Source organism: Actinoplanes sp. L3-i22, assembly GCF_019704555.1.
GTDB lineage: Bacteria > Actinomycetota > Actinomycetes > Mycobacteriales > Micromonosporaceae > Actinoplanes.
Genome location: NZ_AP024745.1, coordinates 7536401 through 7553163, shown reverse-complemented (window position 1 = coordinate 7553163; position 16763 = coordinate 7536401). Strand labels below are relative to the sequence as shown.

Annotated in this window: 18 protein-coding genes; 13 read left to right on the top strand and 5 right to left on the bottom strand. The window is 71.5% G+C overall.

All coding sequences use genetic code 11. The features are described 5' to 3' along the window. The first annotated feature begins 162 nt into the window (after positions 1–162). From L3i22_RS34060 to L3i22_RS34040, 5 genes are all read left to right on the top strand, one after another. On the top strand, positions 163–921 hold the full coding sequence (locus tag L3i22_RS34060) for a S9 family peptidase (RefSeq protein ID WP_221321594.1): 759 nt from the start codon (positions 163–165) through the stop codon (positions 919–921). A gap of 126 nt (positions 922–1047) precedes the next feature. Then, on the top strand, positions 1048–1989 hold the full coding sequence (locus tag L3i22_RS34055) for an NAD(P)-dependent alcohol dehydrogenase (protein WP_255657371.1): 942 nt from the start codon (positions 1048–1050) through the stop codon (positions 1987–1989). A 51-nt stretch (positions 1990–2040) separates the two neighbouring features. Further along, positions 2041–2607 carry a Uma2 family endonuclease gene (locus L3i22_RS34050; protein WP_221321592.1) on the top strand — a complete coding sequence of 189 codons (567 nt, stop codon included), beginning with the start codon at positions 2041–2043 and terminating at the stop codon, positions 2605–2607. Positions 2608–2629: 22 nt separating this feature from the next. Continuing rightward, positions 2630–2998 (top strand): hypothetical protein, encoded by a 369-nt coding sequence (locus L3i22_RS34045; RefSeq protein ID WP_221321591.1) that lies wholly within the window; start codon positions 2630–2632, stop codon positions 2996–2998. Then, positions 2995–3345 carry a hypothetical protein gene (locus L3i22_RS34040; protein ID WP_221321590.1) on the top strand — a complete coding sequence of 117 codons (351 nt, stop codon included), beginning with the start codon at positions 2995–2997 and terminating at the stop codon, positions 3343–3345. Before L3i22_RS34045 ends, L3i22_RS34040 begins: the two co-directional genes overlap by 4 nt. Positions 3346–3602: 257 nt before the next feature. Here L3i22_RS34040 and L3i22_RS34035 read toward each other — a convergent pair whose 3' ends face one another. Together L3i22_RS34035 and L3i22_RS34030 are read right to left on the bottom strand one after the other, a co-directional pair. Next, positions 3603–4721 carry an IS630 family transposase gene (locus L3i22_RS34035; protein WP_221321589.1) on the bottom strand — a complete coding sequence of 373 codons (1119 nt, stop codon included), beginning with the start codon at positions 4719–4721 and terminating at the stop codon, positions 3603–3605. A gap of 175 nt (positions 4722–4896) precedes the next feature. Beyond that, entirely contained in the window at positions 4897–5178 is a 282-nt protein-coding gene (locus tag L3i22_RS34030; protein ID WP_221321588.1) for a hypothetical protein, read from the bottom strand. 313 nt (positions 5179–5491) lie between these two features. Here L3i22_RS34030 and L3i22_RS34025 point away from each other — a divergent pair, with 313 nt between their 5' ends. Genes L3i22_RS34025 through L3i22_RS34010 form a run of 4 tightly spaced genes read left to right on the top strand, consistent with a single transcriptional unit; the run spans position 5492 to position 8951 of the window. Then, positions 5492–7051, top strand: a complete 1560-nt coding sequence (locus L3i22_RS34025) for an ATP-binding protein (RefSeq protein WP_221321587.1) — start codon at positions 5492–5494, stop codon at positions 7049–7051. 51 nt (positions 7052–7102) lie between these two features. Then, on the top strand, positions 7103–7759 hold the full coding sequence (locus L3i22_RS34020; RefSeq protein ID WP_221321586.1) for a hypothetical protein: 657 nt from the start codon (positions 7103–7105) through the stop codon (positions 7757–7759). A gap of 26 nt (positions 7760–7785) precedes the next feature. After that, positions 7786–8199 carry an MmcQ/YjbR family DNA-binding protein gene (locus L3i22_RS34015; RefSeq protein WP_221321585.1) on the top strand — a complete coding sequence of 138 codons (414 nt, stop codon included), beginning with the start codon at positions 7786–7788 and terminating at the stop codon, positions 8197–8199. Further along, on the top strand, positions 8196–8951 hold the full coding sequence (locus L3i22_RS34010; RefSeq protein WP_221321584.1) for a hypothetical protein: 756 nt from the start codon (positions 8196–8198) through the stop codon (positions 8949–8951). The genes L3i22_RS34015 and L3i22_RS34010 overlap by 4 nt, the downstream gene beginning before the upstream one ends. Before the next feature lie 32 nt (positions 8952–8983). Here L3i22_RS34010 and pflA read toward each other — a convergent pair whose 3' ends face one another. Then, positions 8984–9712, bottom strand: coding sequence for a pyruvate formate-lyase-activating protein (gene pflA, locus L3i22_RS34005; protein WP_221321583.1), 729 nt, complete (start codon positions 9710–9712; stop codon positions 8984–8986). Continuing rightward, positions 9709–11949, bottom strand: coding sequence for a formate C-acetyltransferase (gene pflB, locus L3i22_RS34000; RefSeq protein ID WP_221321582.1), 2241 nt, complete (start codon positions 11947–11949; stop codon positions 9709–9711). The genes pflA and pflB overlap by 4 nt, the downstream gene beginning before the upstream one ends. Positions 11950–12100: 151 nt before the next feature. Here pflB and L3i22_RS33995 point away from each other — a divergent pair, with 151 nt between their 5' ends. Further along, positions 12101–12643, top strand: a complete 543-nt coding sequence (locus L3i22_RS33995; RefSeq protein ID WP_221321581.1) for a hypothetical protein — start codon at positions 12101–12103, stop codon at positions 12641–12643. Between the two features lie 41 nt (positions 12644–12684). After that, the gene (locus L3i22_RS33990) at positions 12685–13377 is read left to right on the top strand and encodes a VOC family protein (protein WP_221321580.1); all 693 of its coding nucleotides are present in this window, start codon (positions 12685–12687) and stop codon (positions 13375–13377) included. A 54-nt stretch (positions 13378–13431) separates the two neighbouring features. On the opposite strand, the gene L3i22_RS33985 is transcribed toward L3i22_RS33990, so the two are convergent. Further along, positions 13432–13695 carry a hypothetical protein gene (locus L3i22_RS33985; RefSeq protein WP_221321579.1) on the bottom strand — a complete coding sequence of 88 codons (264 nt, stop codon included), beginning with the start codon at positions 13693–13695 and terminating at the stop codon, positions 13432–13434. A gap of 235 nt (positions 13696–13930) precedes the next feature. On the opposite strand from L3i22_RS33985, the gene L3i22_RS33980 reads away from it, so the two are divergent. Continuing rightward, on the top strand, positions 13931–16174 hold the full coding sequence (locus L3i22_RS33980) for a glycoside hydrolase domain-containing protein (RefSeq protein ID WP_221330290.1): 2244 nt from the start codon (positions 13931–13933) through the stop codon (positions 16172–16174). After that, a complete protein-coding gene (locus tag L3i22_RS33975; protein WP_255657370.1) occupies positions 16174–16755 on the top strand; it encodes a hypothetical protein in 582 nt (193 codons plus the stop codon). Before L3i22_RS33980 ends, L3i22_RS33975 begins: the two co-directional genes overlap by 1 nt. Positions 16756–16763: the final 8 nt, after the last annotated feature.

The following is a 16763-nucleotide window of genomic DNA, read 5'->3' as shown; positions in this document are numbered from 1 at the left end:
CATAGGGTCGGCAAGTTTCGCTACATAGGGTCTGGGCTGCTTCGTTTCGCTCCGACGCCCTCGCGTGCTGGTCAGTGTGCTGAACCCGTACGCAAATCCGGGTGGGAATTTTCTTCTGGTTTGCCGGATCGGGTCGAGCGCGTTCGGCGATCCTGGACGGTGATGGCCGAGCATGTGCGATTCGCCAGCAGCCTCGGGCCCGAGCTGGCCGGGCTCGTCGACCTGCCCGCCGAGCCGGTCCGTGGCTGGGGTGTGTTCGCGCACGGGTTCGTGCTCGGCAAGGACTCGCCGGCCGCGGCGCGCACCTGCAAGCAGCTGGCCGCCGACGGGATCGGCATGCTGCGCTTCGACAACCTCGGACTCGGCGACTCGCAGGGCGACTGGGGCGACGGCTCGGTCATGGTGAAGGTGGACGACACGGTCCGGGCCGCCGAGTTCATGGCCGCCCGCGGCACCCCGGCGGACCTGCTCGTCGGCCACTCGCTCGGCGGCGCCGCGGTGATCGCCGCGGCCGCCCGCGTGCCCGGGGTCCGGGCGGTGGTGACCATCGGCGCGCCGTTCGAGCCGAAGAACGTGGAGCGGCACTACCAGGCGCTGGTCGACCGGGTGCTGCGCGGCGGGCACGCCGAATGGCTGGTCGGCGGCAAGGCGCTGGTGCTCAAGCGGACCTTCGTCGAGGACACCCGCCGGGCCGAGCTGCGCGACCACGTGGTCGGGCTCGGGCTGCCCCTGCTGATCATGCACTCGCCGACGGACAGCACGGTGAGCGTCGCCAACGCCAGCCGGATCTTCCGGGCCGCGCGGCATCCGCGCAGCTTCATCGCGCTGGAGGGCTCGGACCACCTGCTGGCCGCGCCCGGGCAGGCGGCGCGGGCGGCCCGGATCATCAGCGCCTGGGCCGATCCCTACCTGTCCCGGTAGTTCACCCGCTCCGGCCCCTTCGGCATCCTCCGGAGTCGGATCATGTCAAAAATCTTTGACTTGATGTAAAACATGTTTTACCTTGGATCGGCAGTTGGCGTACGTCTTCCCACCCCCGGAGTGACCATGAAAGCCATCGTTCAGGACGTGTACGGCAACGCGGACGTGCTCCGCCTCGCCGACGTCGACCCGCCCACCCCCGGCCCGAAGGACGTCCTGGTCAGAGTGCACGCGGCCGGTGTCGACCGGGGCGCCTGGCACGCCATGACCGGCCTGCCGCTGATCGCCCGGGCCGGCTTCGGCCCGCGCCGGCCCCGCAACCCCACCCCCGGCATGGACCTGGCCGGCGTCGTCGAGGCGGTCGGCGCCGAGGCCGGCGATCTGAAAGTCGGCGACGAGGTGTTCGGCAGCGGCACCAGCACCTGGGCCGAGTACGCGCTGGCCCGCCCCGGCAAACTCGCCCGCAAACCCGCCCACCTGAGCTTCGAGCAGGCGGCCGCGCTGCCGACCTCGGCCTGCACCGCCCGGCGCATGATCGGCGACGCCGCGGACGGCGGCCAGACCCTGATCATCGGGGCGGGCGGGGGCGTGGGGTCGTTCGCGGTGCTGCTGGCCACGGCGCGCGGCGACCGGGTGACCGGGGTGTGCAGCACGGGCAAGGTCGCGGCGGTCCGCTCGATCGGCGCCGACCAGGTCATCGACTACACGCGGGAGCCGCTCACCGGCCGGTACGAACTGATCGTCGACGTCGCCGGCAATCGGTCGCTGCGGGAGCTGCGCGCGCTGCTCACCCCGCGCGGCCGGCTGATGCTGGCCGGTGGGGAGGACGGGGGCCGCTGGCTCGGCGGGATGGAGCGGAGTCTGCGGCTGTTCGCGCTGGCGCCGTTCGTCAAGCAGCGGCTCGGCGCGCCGATCGTGCTGACCCGGCGGGACGTGCTGGAGACGCTGACCGGGGTGACCCCGCTGATCGGCGAGGTGCACCCGCTGGCGGAGGCGCCGACCGCGATGGCCCGCCTGGCCGCCGGCCAGATCACCGGCAAAGCCGTCCTGACCGTCGACCACTCTTAACCGGGGTAGGTATCTTGATTCCTGGACTCGATCGCATTCCCGGAGGTGTGTATGACTGCTGAGATGGTCGCGCCGGCCTGGATGCATCAGCAGGTTACGGCCGAGCAGTACGCGGCATGGACAGAAGAGCAGTGTGCGGGCATCGAAATCGTGGATGGGATGGTCCTCGTGAGTCCGAGCGCGTCCAAGCGGCACAACCGCCTGGCCCGGCTGCTGGCGAACGCCTTGGATGCCGCGGCCGGCCCGGATTGGAACGCGGACACCGACTTCGACGTCCGACTCCAGGACGTGCCGTTGAACAACCGTCGTCCGGACGTGACGGTGTACCGGGCGGAGACCCTCGACGTCACTCCGACGCGACCCAAGCACGTGCTTCTTGTCGTCGAGGTGGTCTCACCCGGCTCGGAGACGACCGACCGGGTGGTCAAGGCCGAGCAGTACGCGAAGGCCGGCATCCAGTTCTATTGGCGGGTCGAGCAGGCGGTCACCGGCGCCCCGCTCGTCTACACCTACGTTCTCGACCCGGCGGACGGCTGCTACCGAGACGGCGAAGTCTTTACCGGCGTCGTGAAACTGACCGCGCCCTTCCTCATCGAGGTCGATCTGGCCCAGATGTGACGTCCGTCTAGAGTCGAGCGCCATGACCCAGATCGAGGAGCCGGCCCGGGATCCGGCGCACGACCTGCTGGTGCACTGGGACTACCGGCGGCAGCCCGACGGCACCCGGCGCAAGACCCCGATCAGCCTGGACGGGTACGCCGCCGACCTCGATCGTGGACTCGCCGGGGTCCGTGAGGCGTTCGACAACGACTGGCAGAGCGGAGTCGTCGCGGTCAGTCACGCCCGCGCGTCGGCGATGGCGAGCCTGCTGCAGGAGCTGGCGATCCGGCTGCGGCCCGGCACCGACGCCGGCCCGATCGACAGCGACGGCACGATGGCCCGCACCGCCGCGAACCTCGCCGCCTTCCTGGACAGTGAGCGGACCCGCAGCGCGGACGGCTACGAATGAGCGCCTACCACCCGGCCCGGCACCTCGCCGCCGCCGACTGGCACACCCCACTGTGGTATCTCCCCGAGCCGCCCGACGGCAGCGACCCGCCGGTGCCACTCGACGCGAAGGTGGCCGGCTGGCGGGCCGCGGTCGAGCGCGGCCGGTCGCGGGAGCCGGCCGGGCGTGCGCTCACCACCCACACGGCGGTGCTGTCGCACGAGCGCGCGACGGTGATCGCCGCGCTGCTGCGGGAACTGTCGAAGCGGATGCGGCCCGGTTTCACCGCAGGCCCGATCGAGTCGGCGGGCGAGCTGAGCGCCCTGGCCGAGGAACTCGCCGCCGATCTGCGCAGGCGGGCCGGCTGAGACCTTTTCGGCGCCCGTCGCTGCTCACGGCTGCGGCCGCCGGTCACGGTTCACGCAGAACACAACTGCCTGAGAGGTACGCCGTGAGCCCGCTCGCGCCGACCGCGGACCGCGCCCCACGACGTACCCACGAAGCCACCGCAACCAGCAGCGAAGCTCGAGCGGCGGCCGCAGCCCCGACCGACAGCGGGCGCCGCCTGGCAAGCCAGCCGTAACCACTAGTGCGTTGACCATGAACGTTCGCCGGGTCTGATCCGTCAGGCGGCCTTCGTTCGGGGTCGGCCCCAGCGTTGTTGTCGTTCGCTGCGGATCCGGGCTCGTTCACGGCGTTGTGCGGTCAGGACGTCGGGGTGGCGGGCGTTGGCGTTACGCCATCGCAAGTATTTCTGCAGCTTGCGGGCCAAGACGGTGTGGTTCGGGTGGTCCGAGTTCGCCATGGTGAACATGCGCAAGGGCCCGAACTGTGCCTCGATCGGGTTCGCCCAGGACGCACTGGTCGGCGTGAGACACAACTCGACCTTGTTCCGGGCCGCCCAGGCCCGGATCGTCGGCGTCTTGTTCGCCGACAGGTTGTCCAGGATGACGTAGATCGGGGCGCCGTCCGGCCGCGTCCTGCGGATCGTTTTCAGTGCGGACAGGGTGTGATCTGCGCCTTTGCGGCGCCGGTTCACGCCCCAGAGCTGGTCGTCGCCGAGGCTGTAACAGCCGTGGAAGTAGCGGATGCCGTGCGTGCGGTGGTAGGTCGCCGGCAGTCGGTCCGGATGCGATTGTCGTGCCCAGCCGCGGCCGTGGTGCGGACGAATCGAGAGCGGCCCGAACTGGTCGAACGCGAAACACCGGGTGGGAAATCGGGTGGTGACTTCCTCGATCCGGTCGAGTTTCGCGTCGAAGTCCGGGTCCTTCGATTCCTTCCAGGTGCGGGTCCGCTGCCAGCTGACCTCGTTACGGCGCAGGATCTGCCGCAGCCGTTCCCGGCCGATCATGATCGGCCGGGCGGCGCCGGTAGCCAGGTAGTCGGCGAGTTTACGCAGGCTCCAGCAGGTGAAGGGCCGCCCGAGCGTGCTCGGGCGGGCCGTGGCCGTCGCGACGATGAATGCCTCATCGTCGTCACTGATCCGGCGGGGACGGCCTCCCGCCCACTGAGGGTCCAACGCACGAAGACCGATCTCGTTGAACGAGTGGATCACGTCCCGGACGGTGTCCTCATGCCCGGCGATCAGGCTCGCGATTGCCGAAACCGGCGTCCCGGACGCCGACGCCATGATGATCAACGCCCGGCGTACCCGGACCGAATCATGCTTGCCCCTACGGACAAGTTGTTGCAGCTTGCGGCCCTCATCCTGCGTCAACCGCCGTGCCCTGACCGGCTCGGCCAACCTGCCACCTCACTCTCAACAACGCATGTCACCGCCGTTGAGAGTGAGCCGTCGTCAGCAGTTACCGACGGAGGCGATCCGGCGTGTCACCGACCCGGTGAACGTTCGTGGTCAACGCACTAGCGAGCCGCAACCCGGCAAATCTACCGCAACCAGGTGAAAAGCAGCGGCCCGCTCAGACCATGGTCCTGACCCAGGCGACACCCGTGGTGAGGGCGATGAAGAGCACCACGACCCCCATCCGCCACCACGGGATGCCGTCGCTCTTCCGATCGAGGGCGATCGAGAAGCTGACGTACACGGCGAGGCCCAGCATCAAACACATGAACGCGGTCAGCGCCCTGCGGATCGGGCTGTCGAGATCCCAGTACAACCACAGGCCGCCGGCCGAGGCCGCGAGCAGGAGCAGGCTGAAGACGATGAACGGCATGGCCAGTCGCCACCGGCCCAGAATCATCGGCGCTCAAGCAAAGCTGCCCCGGTTGTCGGCAAGATGCCGCAGCAGGGCGTGGAGTCACGGCAACCACAGACGACCATCGCTGAAAGGTACGGCCGTCGACGGAGCACGGTTCAACGCGCGACGGCCCCTCGTCGAGCGGCGAAGACGTAGGCGAGGGGCGCCAGGCCTCGCCGAACAGGCCGCTTGCCCACGGCGGGTGCTGCTCGGCCGCGTCGGCGAGGGGAGGTCGGGCGTGGCTTCGTGATTGTTGGTGGGGGGTGGTGCGGCATACTGCGGTGCCGCTGTCACCGTCCGTTGCCTGGAGGCCTCGATGAGCCGCGCCCACCCGACCTCGTGGACGTTGCGGCGGCGCGTCGCGGTGTTGTTCGCCGTGGCCGGTGTGCTGCTGGGGCTGATCGGCGGGCTGGCCTCGGTGACCGCGGTGAACAGCAACAAGAATCTCGACGTGATCCTGGACAAGACCGGTCCGATGCGGATCGCCGGCCAGGAGCTGTACTCCGCCTACCTGGATCAGGAGACCGGCGTGCGCGGCTACGCGCTCAGCCGCACCGACGCGAACCTGCGGCCGTACGAGAACGGCGTGGCCACCGAGCTGCGGCTGCTCGCCCAGATCGAGGCGCTGAACGACGAGCACGGCACCGCGGCGATCCGGGCCGACCTGGCGGCGGTCCGGGAGCGGTCCGGCGACTGGCGCCAGACGGTGGCCGAGCCGGCGATCGCCGCCGCGAAGGAGGGCCGGCCGGCTTCCGGGACGACCGGCACCGACCGGTTCGACCGGCTGCGCGCCGCGGTCGACCGGCTGCAGGCCGACATCCTGAAGTTGCGCAACAGCGCGGTCGCGGCGGCCCGGCGCACCGGCTCGACGCTGGTCACCCTGATGGCGGTCGCCGCGGCGGTGGTGCTGCTGGTCGGCGCGATGCTGATGCTGCTGCTGGACCGGCTGGTGAGCCGGCCGGTGACCGAGCTGGCCGAGCAGGTCCGGCAGGTCGCCGGCGGGGACTTCGAGCGGCCGATCACCAGTTCCGGCTCGCCCGAGCTGCGCGCGCTGGCCGCCGACGTGGACGGCATGCGCCGGCAGATCGCGGCGGAGCTGACCGTGGTCCGCGACGCCCGGGCGGAGGTCCTGGCGATCAACGCCCAGCTGGAGCTGAAGGCCGAGGAGCTGACCCGGTCGAACCGGGATCTGGAGCAGTTCGCCTACGTCGCCTCGCACGACCTGCAGGAGCCGTTGCGGAAGGTGGCCAGCTTCTGCCAGCTGCTGCAGCGACGGTACGCCGGTCAGCTGGACGAGCGCGCCGAGCAGTACATCGGGTTCGCGGTCGACGGGGCCCAGCGGATGCAGCGGCTGATCAACGACCTGCTGGCGTTCTCCCGGATCGGCCGGATCACCACCGGCTTCAAGCCGGTCGAGCTCTCCCGGGTGCTGCCCGAGGTCGCGTCGCAGCTGGAGGCCCGGGCGGGCGCGGACGCCGAGATCACCTGGGGTGACCTGCCGGTGGTGGAGGGGGAGGAGCCGCTGCTCACCACGCTGTTCGTGAACCTGATCGGCAACTCGCTGAAGTTCCGCCGCCCGGACGTGGCGCCGGTGATCCGGGTGACCGCGGAGCCGGACGGCGACCACTGGAAGATCAACGTCCGGGACAACGGGATCGGGATCGAGGCCGAGTTCGCCGACAAGGTCTTCGTGATCTTCCAGCGGCTGCACTCGCGGGACGCCTACGAGGGCACCGGCATCGGCCTGGCCATCGTCAAGAAGATCGTCGAGTACCACGGCGGCCGGATCTGGCTCGACCTCGACGTCGAGCAGGGCACGTCGATCTGGTTCACCGTCCCGAGGGCGCCGGAGACCGAACCCGGGGCAAAAGCGTGAAAGATCACCCCTGGGGTACGTCGAGGTCCTGACCACGGAGGGACACAGCTGATGACTACCCGATTGACGGAAGCCATCGTCTCGCTCGCCGAGACCCCGGACGACGTGCCCGACATCGATCAGCGCCTGCGACACCTGGCCCAGCTGGCCGCCGACCGGGTGGCGGCGGTCGACTACGCGGCGGTGACCATGCGGCCCGACGACGACCGCTGTTTCGTCGCCGCGAGCGGCGAGCTGATCGGGGAGATCGAGGGCGGGGTGGCCGCCGCCGCCGGCGCCGACGACGCGACGATGACCTGGCCCGGGTTCCGGGACACGGCGGCCCGGATGGGGCTGGGCGCGGTCTCGATCCCGCTGTTCACCGGCAGCGGCGCCGCGGTCGCGACCCTCGACCTGTACGGGCACGACCCGGCCGCGATGGCGCCGCTGAGCGCCGACCTCTGCGCCGTCTACGACCCGGACCTGCGCTGGCCCGGCGACGACGACAGCCTGCAGCCGCTGGACGCCGGCGGCGAGGAGCTGGTCGCCGGCTTCCTGCAGGCGCTGTCGGTGCGCGAGACGATCCAGTTCGCCCTGGTGCTGATCGCCGCGTCCGACCGGGTCGAGACGGATGCCGCCTACCTGCGGCTGCGGCTGCGCGCCGCCGAGCAGGGGGTGTCGCTGCCGGAGGCGGCCGGCACCGTCATCACGGCACGGTTCCGCGCCTGATCGCCGGTAGCCGCTACTGTCGGCGCATGTCGGGTCCTGGAGACGTGCCGCCGGAGATTCTGGGGCGGCTGCGGCCGATCTGCGCCGAGCTGCCCGAGGCGTACGAGGAAGTGGCCTGGATCGGGGTCCGCTGGCGGATCCGGGCGCGGACGGTCGCGCACGTCTACGTGCCGGATCCGGACCGTTTCCCGGTCTACGCCGAGCATGTCACCGGCGGCGAGATGCCGGCCGTGATGACGTTCCGGGCGCCGCTCGAGGACCTGCTCGGGCTGACCGCGGGCGGCTTCCCGTTCTTCCGCGCGCCGTGGGGCGACAACGTCGCCGCGGTGATCCTGGGCGAGCACACCGATTGGACCGAGATCGCCGAGCTGGTCACCGACAGCTACCGCGAGATGGCCCCGAAGTTCCTGGCCGCCCGGGTTCGCAACTCCGGCGGGTGAGTGCGACGGATGCCGACCTGGCCTTGCGATATCTGGCCGACAGCGGTTTCACGCCGAGCGGACCCGATCGGTGGAGGTGGGACGGCACGCCCCCGGAGGAGATGTCGGGCGAGGACGTGGCCTTTCACACCGCGTTCGCGATCACCCTCGACGAGGGCCTGGATGCCGTGCGGCGTGTCCGCACGGCGCTCGGTCTGCTCGACTTGACCGGCGCCTTCGAGGTGCTGGTTCATCTGAACGCCTACGTCTGCGACAACGCCGACCCGGCGGTCATCGACGCCTTCTGGGCCGGCTTCCGCGCCCGGATGGCCGTCCCGGAGCCGATCGAGCACCTGCGGCTGCACTTGAGGACCTACTGGTTCTGGGGGCACACCGCCAGAACCGCCTTCGACGCGCTGCTCGGCGACGATGTGCGCCACCTCGCAGCGACCGGCCGCCTGCCCGAGCTGGCCGCCGGCCCGCTGCACCTGCGCGCCCGCCACGTCCTGGAAGACTCGGGCTCGGTCGGCTGGGATGACAAGCGGGACGTCTATCAGGCCGCCGCCACGGTCGCCGAGCTTCGTCCGGCGGTTTTCCGCGCCCTGCTCGGCAGCTATCACGCCGTCTCGGGCCGGCTTGACCCGGCCGCGGCCCTGACCCTGCTGGACAGCCTGCACCTGCCCGCCGACACCGAGCACTTGCCCCAGTTGGGTGCGGTCCTGCGCAAGGGCGTCGCGAACCACTACAAGGACCCCGCCGCCTGGCCGGTGTGACGCGAGGCGCCGGCCACGAGGCTGGGGACCGGTCAGTACACGCTGAGGCCGTGGCCGCGGAACTGGTCGCGGACCCGGTCCAGCAGCTCCGGGCCGGGCGCGGGGGTGCCGGCCAGCGGGAACGGCAGGCCGAGCGCGGTGTACTTCGCGGCGCCGAGGCGGTGGAACGGCAGGACCTCGACGCGTTCGACGGTGGGCACCGACGCGGCGATCGCGGCGACCGCGTCCACCTCGGCCGGGGCGTCGGTCAGGCCGGGGACCAGCACGAAGCGGACCCAGATCGGCACGCCGCGCTTCGCGAGCCGCTCGGCGAACCGCACGGTGGGTTCGAGACGGCCGGTTCCGGTCACCTCGCGGTACGTCGCCGGGTCGCCCGCCTTGATGTCGAGCAGCACCAGATCCGTGTACGACAGCAGCTCGTCGTCGGCCCGGTCGCCGAGGAAGCCGCTGGTGTCCAGGGCGGTGTGCAGGCCCCGCTCGTGACAGCGGCGCAGCACCTCCCGTACAAAATCGGGTTGTTCCAAAGGCTCTCCGCCGCTGAGCGTGACGCCGCCGCCGGCGACCTTGATGAATCGCTCGTAGCGGGCGATCTCCCGGATCAGGTCGTCGGCCGTGGTGGGCCGGCCGGTGCGCCGGTGCCAGGTGTCCGGGCTGTGGCAGTACCGGCAGCGCAGCGGGCAGCCGGCCAGGAACGCGACGAACCGGGTGCCCGGCCCGTCCACCCCGGTGGAGATGTCGAAGGAGTGGACCGAGCCGGTCACAGCGAACCGTGGAACGTGCGGGAGAGGACGTCGCGCTGCTGCTCGGCGGTCAGCTTGACGAAGTTCACCGCGTAGCCGGAGACCCGGATGGTGAGCTGCGGATACTTCTCCGGGTGGGCCATCGCGTCCTCGAGGGTGGCCCGGTCGAGGACGTTGACGTTCAGGTGGAAGCCGCCCGCGTCGGTGTAGCCGTCGAGCACGCCGGCCAGGTTGCCGATCCGCTCGTCGCGGGAGTGCCCGAGCCCGTCCGGGGTGACCGTGATGGTCAGCGAGATCCCGTCCCGGGCGCTGCGGTAGGGCAGCTTGGCGACCGAGAGCGCGGCGGCGACCAGGCCGTGCCGGTCGCGGCCGTTCATCGGGTTGGCGCCGGGCGCGAACGGCTCGCCGGCCCGCCGCCCGTCCGGGGTGTTGCCGGTGTGCTTGCCGTAGACGACGTTCGAGGTGATCGTCAGCACCGACAGGCTCGGCTCCGCGTCGCGGTAGGCCGGCTGCCGGCGGATCTTCGCCATGAACCGCTCGACCAGGTCGACCGCGATCGCGTCGGCGCGCTCGTCGTTGTTGCCGAAGGCCGGGAACTCGCCGTCGATCGCGTAGTCGACGGCCAGGCCGGTCGGGTCCCGCAGGACCTTCACCTGGGCGTGCCGGATCGCGGACAGGCTGTCGACGGCCACCGACAGGCCGGCGATCCCGGTCGCCAGGAACCGGTGCACCGGGTAGTCGTGCAGGGCCATCTCGAGGCGCTCGTACGCGTACTTGTCGTGCATGTAGTGGATGACGTTGAGCGCGTCGACGTACGTCTCGGCCAGCCAGTCCAGCATCCGGTCGTACGCGTCGAGCACGGTGTCGTAGTCGAGCACGTCGTCGGTGATCGCCGCGGTGGCCGGGGCGATCTGTGCGCCGGTCATCTCGTCGCGGCCGCCGTTGATCGCGTACAGCAGGGCCTTGGCCAGGTTGGCGCGGGCGCCGAAGAACTGCATGTCCTTGCCCACCCGCAGGGCCGAGACGCAGCACGCGATCGCGGTGTCGTCGCTGTAGGCCGGGCGGATCAGGTCGTCGTTCTCGTACTGGATGGCGCTGGTGTCCAGCGAGACCTGGGCGCAGAACCGCTTGAAGCCCGCGGGCAGGGCCGGCGACCAGAGCACGGTCAGGTTCGGCTCGGGCGCCGGGCCGAGGTTGTAGAGCGTCTGCAGGTACCGGAAGCTGGTCCGGGTCACCAGTGGCCGGCCGTCGTCGCCGAGGCCGCCCAGCGCCTCGGTCACCCAGGTCGGGTCGCCGGAGAACAGCTGGTCGTACTCGGGGGTGCGGAGGAACCGGATGATCCGCAGCTTGATCACGAAGTCGTCGACGAGCTCCTGCGCCCGCTGCTCGGTGAGCGTGCCCTCGGCGAGGTCGCGCTGCAGGTAGACGTCGACGAAGCTGGCGGTCCGCCCGAGCGACATCGCCGCGCCGTTCTGCTCCTTGGTCGCGCCCAGGTAGGCGAAGTACAGCCACTGGATCGCCTCGCGGCCGGTGGTGGCCGGCCCGGAGATGTCGTAGCCGTAGCGGTCGGCCATGAACCGCAACTCCGCCAGGGCGCGGATCTGCTCGGCGAGCTCCTCCCGGTCGCGGACCACCGCCTCACCGGAGAGCCGGTCGTCGAGCGACGCCTTGACCGCCCGGCGCTCGGCGATGAGCCGGTCGACGCCGTAGAGCGCGACCCGCCGGTAGTCGCCGATGATCCGGCCGCGGCCGTAGGCGTCCGGCAGCCCGGTGATGATGTGCGAGCTACGGGCCGCCTTCACGTCGGCGGGGTAGGCGTCGAACACGCCGTCATTGTGCGTCTTGCGGTACCGGCTGAAGATCGTCTGGACCGTCGGGTCGAGGCTGTAGCCGTACGCGGCCAGGCCGTTCCGCACCATCCGCAGCCCGCCGGCCGGCATGATCGCCCGGCGCAGCGGCGCGCTGGTCTGCAGCCCGACGATCAGCTCCCGGTTCCGGTCCAGGTAGCCCGGCTCGTGCGAGGTGATCGACGACGGGGTGTGCGCGTCCACGTCGTAGATGCCGCGCCGGCGCTCCTCGACGAACATGTCCCGCAGCCCGTCCCAGATCCGGGTGGTGCGGTCGGTCGGGCCGGTCAGGAACTCCGGGCCGCCGGCGTAGGGGTCGACGTTGTCGTGGATGAATCCGCTGACGTCGATGCTCTCGCGCCATCCGTCGCCGCGAAATCCTCGCCAGGCGTCGTGGGAAGTGGTGGCCATGGCCCCTCCTTGCGTCTCCCTCCAGCCTGGCGGGGCAACGACGCGCCGGTCAGGGCCAGAAGTCCCGGACGGCCCGGTACGCGGTCCGGCGGAAACAAAAATTCAAGACCATTCCGCCGTACGTCGGGAAGGTCTTTGATGGTGTTGTCCGGTGTGGAAGGAGATGGTGGCGGTGGAGGTCGAGCCCGCGCGGCGGCGGCCGAACATGCGGCTGCGGCTGATGAACATCATGATCGTCTGGGTCATCGTCAGCGGGGTCATCGTGCTCGGCTCGGCCACGATGCTCGTGCCGGCCTGGCGGGCCGCCCACGGTGGTGGCGTGACCGGCACGTTCACGCTCACCGAGGCGATGTCGTGCGACCGCTGGCAGCCCCCGCGGCAGCGGTGCGGCTGGTTCGGCGATTTCCGGAGCGCCGACGGCCGGACCGTGCGGCACCGCCTGGAGCTCGCCGATGGACTCCCGCCGGGCGCCCGGGTCGGCGACACGATCGCGGCCCTCGACACCGGCAGTTCGGCGCAGGCCTACCGGCTCGGCGACCGGGACGCCTGGCGGTCGCCGGCAGGCTTCCTCGGCATCGGCCTCATCCCGCTGACGATCGGCCTGCTCGTGCTGCAGCCCTGGTCGTGGCGGGCCAGGTTCCGGCGGGCCCGCGCGACCGGCCGCTGGCGCACCCTCGCCGACCCCCTCCAGTGAGGAGCCCCGCCACGCCCGCGGAGCGGTGCGAGGATGTCGGGGTGGAGCGAACCCTGGGTCGGCAAGAGGCTTCGGACGCGGTCGGTGACGAGGGGTGGCGGCTGCTGCTCGGCACCCTGCGCACGTCGGTGCGGGTGGGATCACTGGCCGAGGCGGCCGGGGTGGCGGCGCGGGCGGTCGCGGTCTGCGGCGACGACGCCGACGGTCACCTGCGGGTCGATCTCCGGCCGGAGCAGGTCGTGCTGAGCCTGCAGTCCCTCGATCGGGCGGCGTTGACGGCCCGGGACGTCGATCTCGCCCGCCGGCTCACGGCCGCCGTGCGTGCGGCGGGTCTCCGGACCGAGCCGGGCGTCGGCACCGGCGCGTCGCGGTCGGTCCAGGTTCTGGAGATCGCCGTCGACGCGCTGGACATCCCGGCGATCCGGCCGTTCTGGGCGGCGGTCCTCGGCTATGCCGGCGAGGCGGGCGCGGACGGGCCCGCGGACCCGCTCGTCGACCCGGCCGGGGAGGGGCCGGCGTTCTGGTTCCAGCAGATGGATCGGCCGCGGCCACAGCGCAACCGGATCCACTTCGACATCTGCGTGCCGCACGACGAGGCGCCGGGCCGGCTCGAAGCGGCGCTGGCCGCGGGCGGCCGCCTGCTGTCGGCGGACCGGGCGCCCGCGTTCTGGGTGCTCGCCGACCCGGAGGGCAACGAGGCGTGCATCACGACCTGGCAGGGCCGGGACGGGTAGGCGGTGGAGAAACGGCACGGAGCGGGTGAAGGCCCGCCCCGTGACCGGGAACGATCAGAACGGGGGAGCGTCCTCGCCCATCAGCGCCAGGACGACGCCGCCCTTGCCCCGCTTGAGGCTCTGGACGACGACCTTGCCGGTGCTGCCGTCCGGCAGCTCCAGGGTGAAGGTCTTGCCGACCGCGTTCTTGGGGCCGCTGCCGGCGCTGTTCGCGGGGCGGAAGTCACCGGCCCACGGCGGAACTCCACCCTTGCGGGACGGCTCGGCGAAGAGGGCGGCGGTGCCGGGAGTCCTGCTGCCGTCGGAGGATAGAAGCACTGAGGCGCTGCGGAAAGTAGCCATATGCGGCAAGAATAACCCGCCCGGCGCTTGTTTGGGTGATGACGACGGTGGCGGTTCCCGGGCAAGTTCGGTGCGGAACTTTTCCACCGGCCATTGACGGAGTCTCCGGTCAAGTGGCACAGACGGCCAGGTTTGCGGCAAACCGGTATGGTGTCGCCCAGCCGCGCAGCGATCTTCGTGAATCCGCGGCGCTGGGGGAGCAGAGGTGCCGATGGATGCCGCGGTATTGGCAGTGCAGCAGTGGGTCAACGCCACGTACACCGGGGTCTCCGGGTACGAGCCGATCGACGAGGACGGCAGCCCGGGCCGGCTGACCATGTCCGCGCTGACCCGGGGGTTGCAGCACGAACTGGGGATCACGGCGCTCTCCGACAACTTCGGCCCGGCCACGCTGGCGGCGCTGACCGCGCACGGCCCGATCGGCCCGGCCGAGACCAACCAGAACCTGGTCAAGATCGTCCAGGGCGGCCTGGTCTGCAAGGGCTATTCCGGCAGCTTCGGTACGGCGCCGGCCGGCCCGGTCGCCGCCCTGATGACCGACGCCGGCCTCGCCGAGCGGATCGACGGCACCGTCCTCCCGAAGGTCTGCAAGGCGGTGCTCAGCACCGACGGCTACACCCTGGCCGCCGGCGGATCCCCGCAGCTGCGGGCCGCGCAGCAGTGGCTCAACGGCCGCTACCTGAACCGGTCGGCGTTCGTCGTGCTGGCCTGCGACGGCCGGCGCTCCCGCGAGCTGCTCACCGCCCTGATCTTCGCCGTGCAGTACGAGGGCGGCCTGACCGACGCCCAGGCCAACGGCAACTTCGGCCCGCTGACCCAGGCCGGGCTCAAGGCGAAGGGCCTGATCAAGCCGGGCTCGTCCGGCCCGTGGGTGCGGTTGTTCGCGGCGGCGCTCAGCCACTACCCGGCCGCGCAGGTCTTCACCGCCGACTTCGACGACACGCTGGCCGCCGGCGCCCGCGCGCTGCAGACGTTCTGCCAGCTCACCGTGACCGGCGAGGGCGACTTCCCGACCTGGGCGTCGCTGCTGATCAGCACCGGTGACCAGGCCCGCCCGGGGACGGCCGCGGACACCATCGACGAGGTCACCGCGGCCCGCGCCCAGTCGCTGCGGGCGGCCGGCTACCGGACCATCGGCCGCTATCTGACCAACGTCGAGGGCACCAGCCTGGACAAGAAGATCAAGCCGGGCGAGCTGGCCACGATGGCCGCGAACGGGCTGAGCCTGTTCCCGATCTACCAGACGTATGCGGACTCGGCCGGCTACTTCACCTGGGCCCAGGGCTACGCGGACGCGCTCACCGCCCACGACACGGCGCTGGGGCACGGCATCGACGCGGGGGCGGTCGTCTACTTCGCGGTCGACTACGACGCGACCGACACCGAGGTGACCCAGCGCGTCATCCCGTACTTCCTCGGCGTCGACTCCGGACTGCGCCAGCGCGGCAGCCGTTACGCCCACGGCGTCTACGGCGCCCGCAACGTCTGCAGCCGGCTGGCCGCCGAGGCGTTCACCCGGTGGAGCTTCGTCAGCGGCATCACCTCCGGCTGGACCGGCAACGTGACCTATCCGCTGCCGGCCAACTGGGCCTACGACCAGATCTCCACGATCCGGGTCGGCGGTACCGGCAGCGCCGGCCTCGAGATCGACAAGTGCGTGCAGCGGGTGGGCACCGACCTGGGGGAGCCCGCGTTCGGTTCCGCCGCCCGGCCGCTCGCCGACTACCTCGACTGGATCGACCGGTTGCAGGAGCTGGCGGTCGCCTACGGCCAGGGCGATCCGGGCGAGCGGGTCCTGGAATACCTTGCCTATTGGCAAACCAGAAAAATCAGCGGGGGTACGGACGGAGCCTTCGTCGCGTACGTGGACGGTTCCGGTCTGGCGCGCGTCCGCACCTACCGGGACCCGGTCGCCGGTGTGGACGTGGACGTGAGCCGGTTCGGCGCGGCCGCGCTGGGTGCGCTGCGCGATCGCGGGGATCTCGCGGGGTGGGGTGGTGACCTGATCGCGTTCTACGGCGGCTGGCGGTTCACCGCGCCGGACACCGCGGCCCGGGACTACTGCGCGGCGAACCTGGCCGCCGGGGCACCGTCGGCCCTGGATCTGGCGGGGCTGGTCGCGGACGTGGACGCGTACCTGGCCGCGGCGGCGCTGCGCTCCGGCGGCGCGCTGGGGGCTCATCTGCGCGCGGCCGACCGCGGCGTCCGGTACAGCCTGTTCTACCGTGGCCGGTTCAGCGGCGACCCGAATGCGGCGGCGACCGCGGCGCAGGGCCTGCTCACCGACACCGGGGACGACGTGCTGACCTCGACCCGGGCGCTGCTGCTGCGCGGCCTGGCCGTCACCCCGGTGACCGTGGACGACCAGCTACGCCAGTTCTGCCGCGCGTTCGCGGACCGGCTGGCCGCGTTGGCCGAGACCGAACAGACCCAGCTCAACCGGAAGGTGTCCTGATGCGGCGTCGTACCCTGCTGGCCTCGGCGGGAGCCGGAGCCCTGCTGACCACGTCCGGCCTGCCGGCCGCCCCGGCCCAGGCGGCCCCGGCCCAGGCCGTGTCCGGGGCCGCGCTGCGGTCCTTCGCGGTCCAGGGCACCGACATCTCGGTGGCGCTGCTGCCCGGGGCGGCGGCGACGGTGCTGCTGTACGCGGCGCGGCGCTTCCACTACGAGATCGACGCGCTGCACCCGGGGGACCTGGTCGCGGACGCCACGGGGGTCGTGCTGGACGTCCGGCCGGGGTGGTATCCGCCCGGGGCGCGGGGCAACTTCCTGCCGTACCAGTTGACGGTCGTGCGTGACATCGTCGCCCAGTGCGACGGCCTGCTGAGCTGGGGCGGCGACGCCGTGCCGGCCCCGCGCGAGGGCCGCTTCCAGCTCGCGGTCCCGGCGGCCGACGCCAAGCTGCGCGCCCTGGCGAAGCGCCTGGACACCGACGCCAAGCACCCGGGCCGTCGCGTGGGTGCGGGCACCGCCCTGCCGTTCACCCCCGACCGCGTCCGCCGAGCCGAGTCCATTCGCCGCGGCACGACCAGGTAACCAGGAGG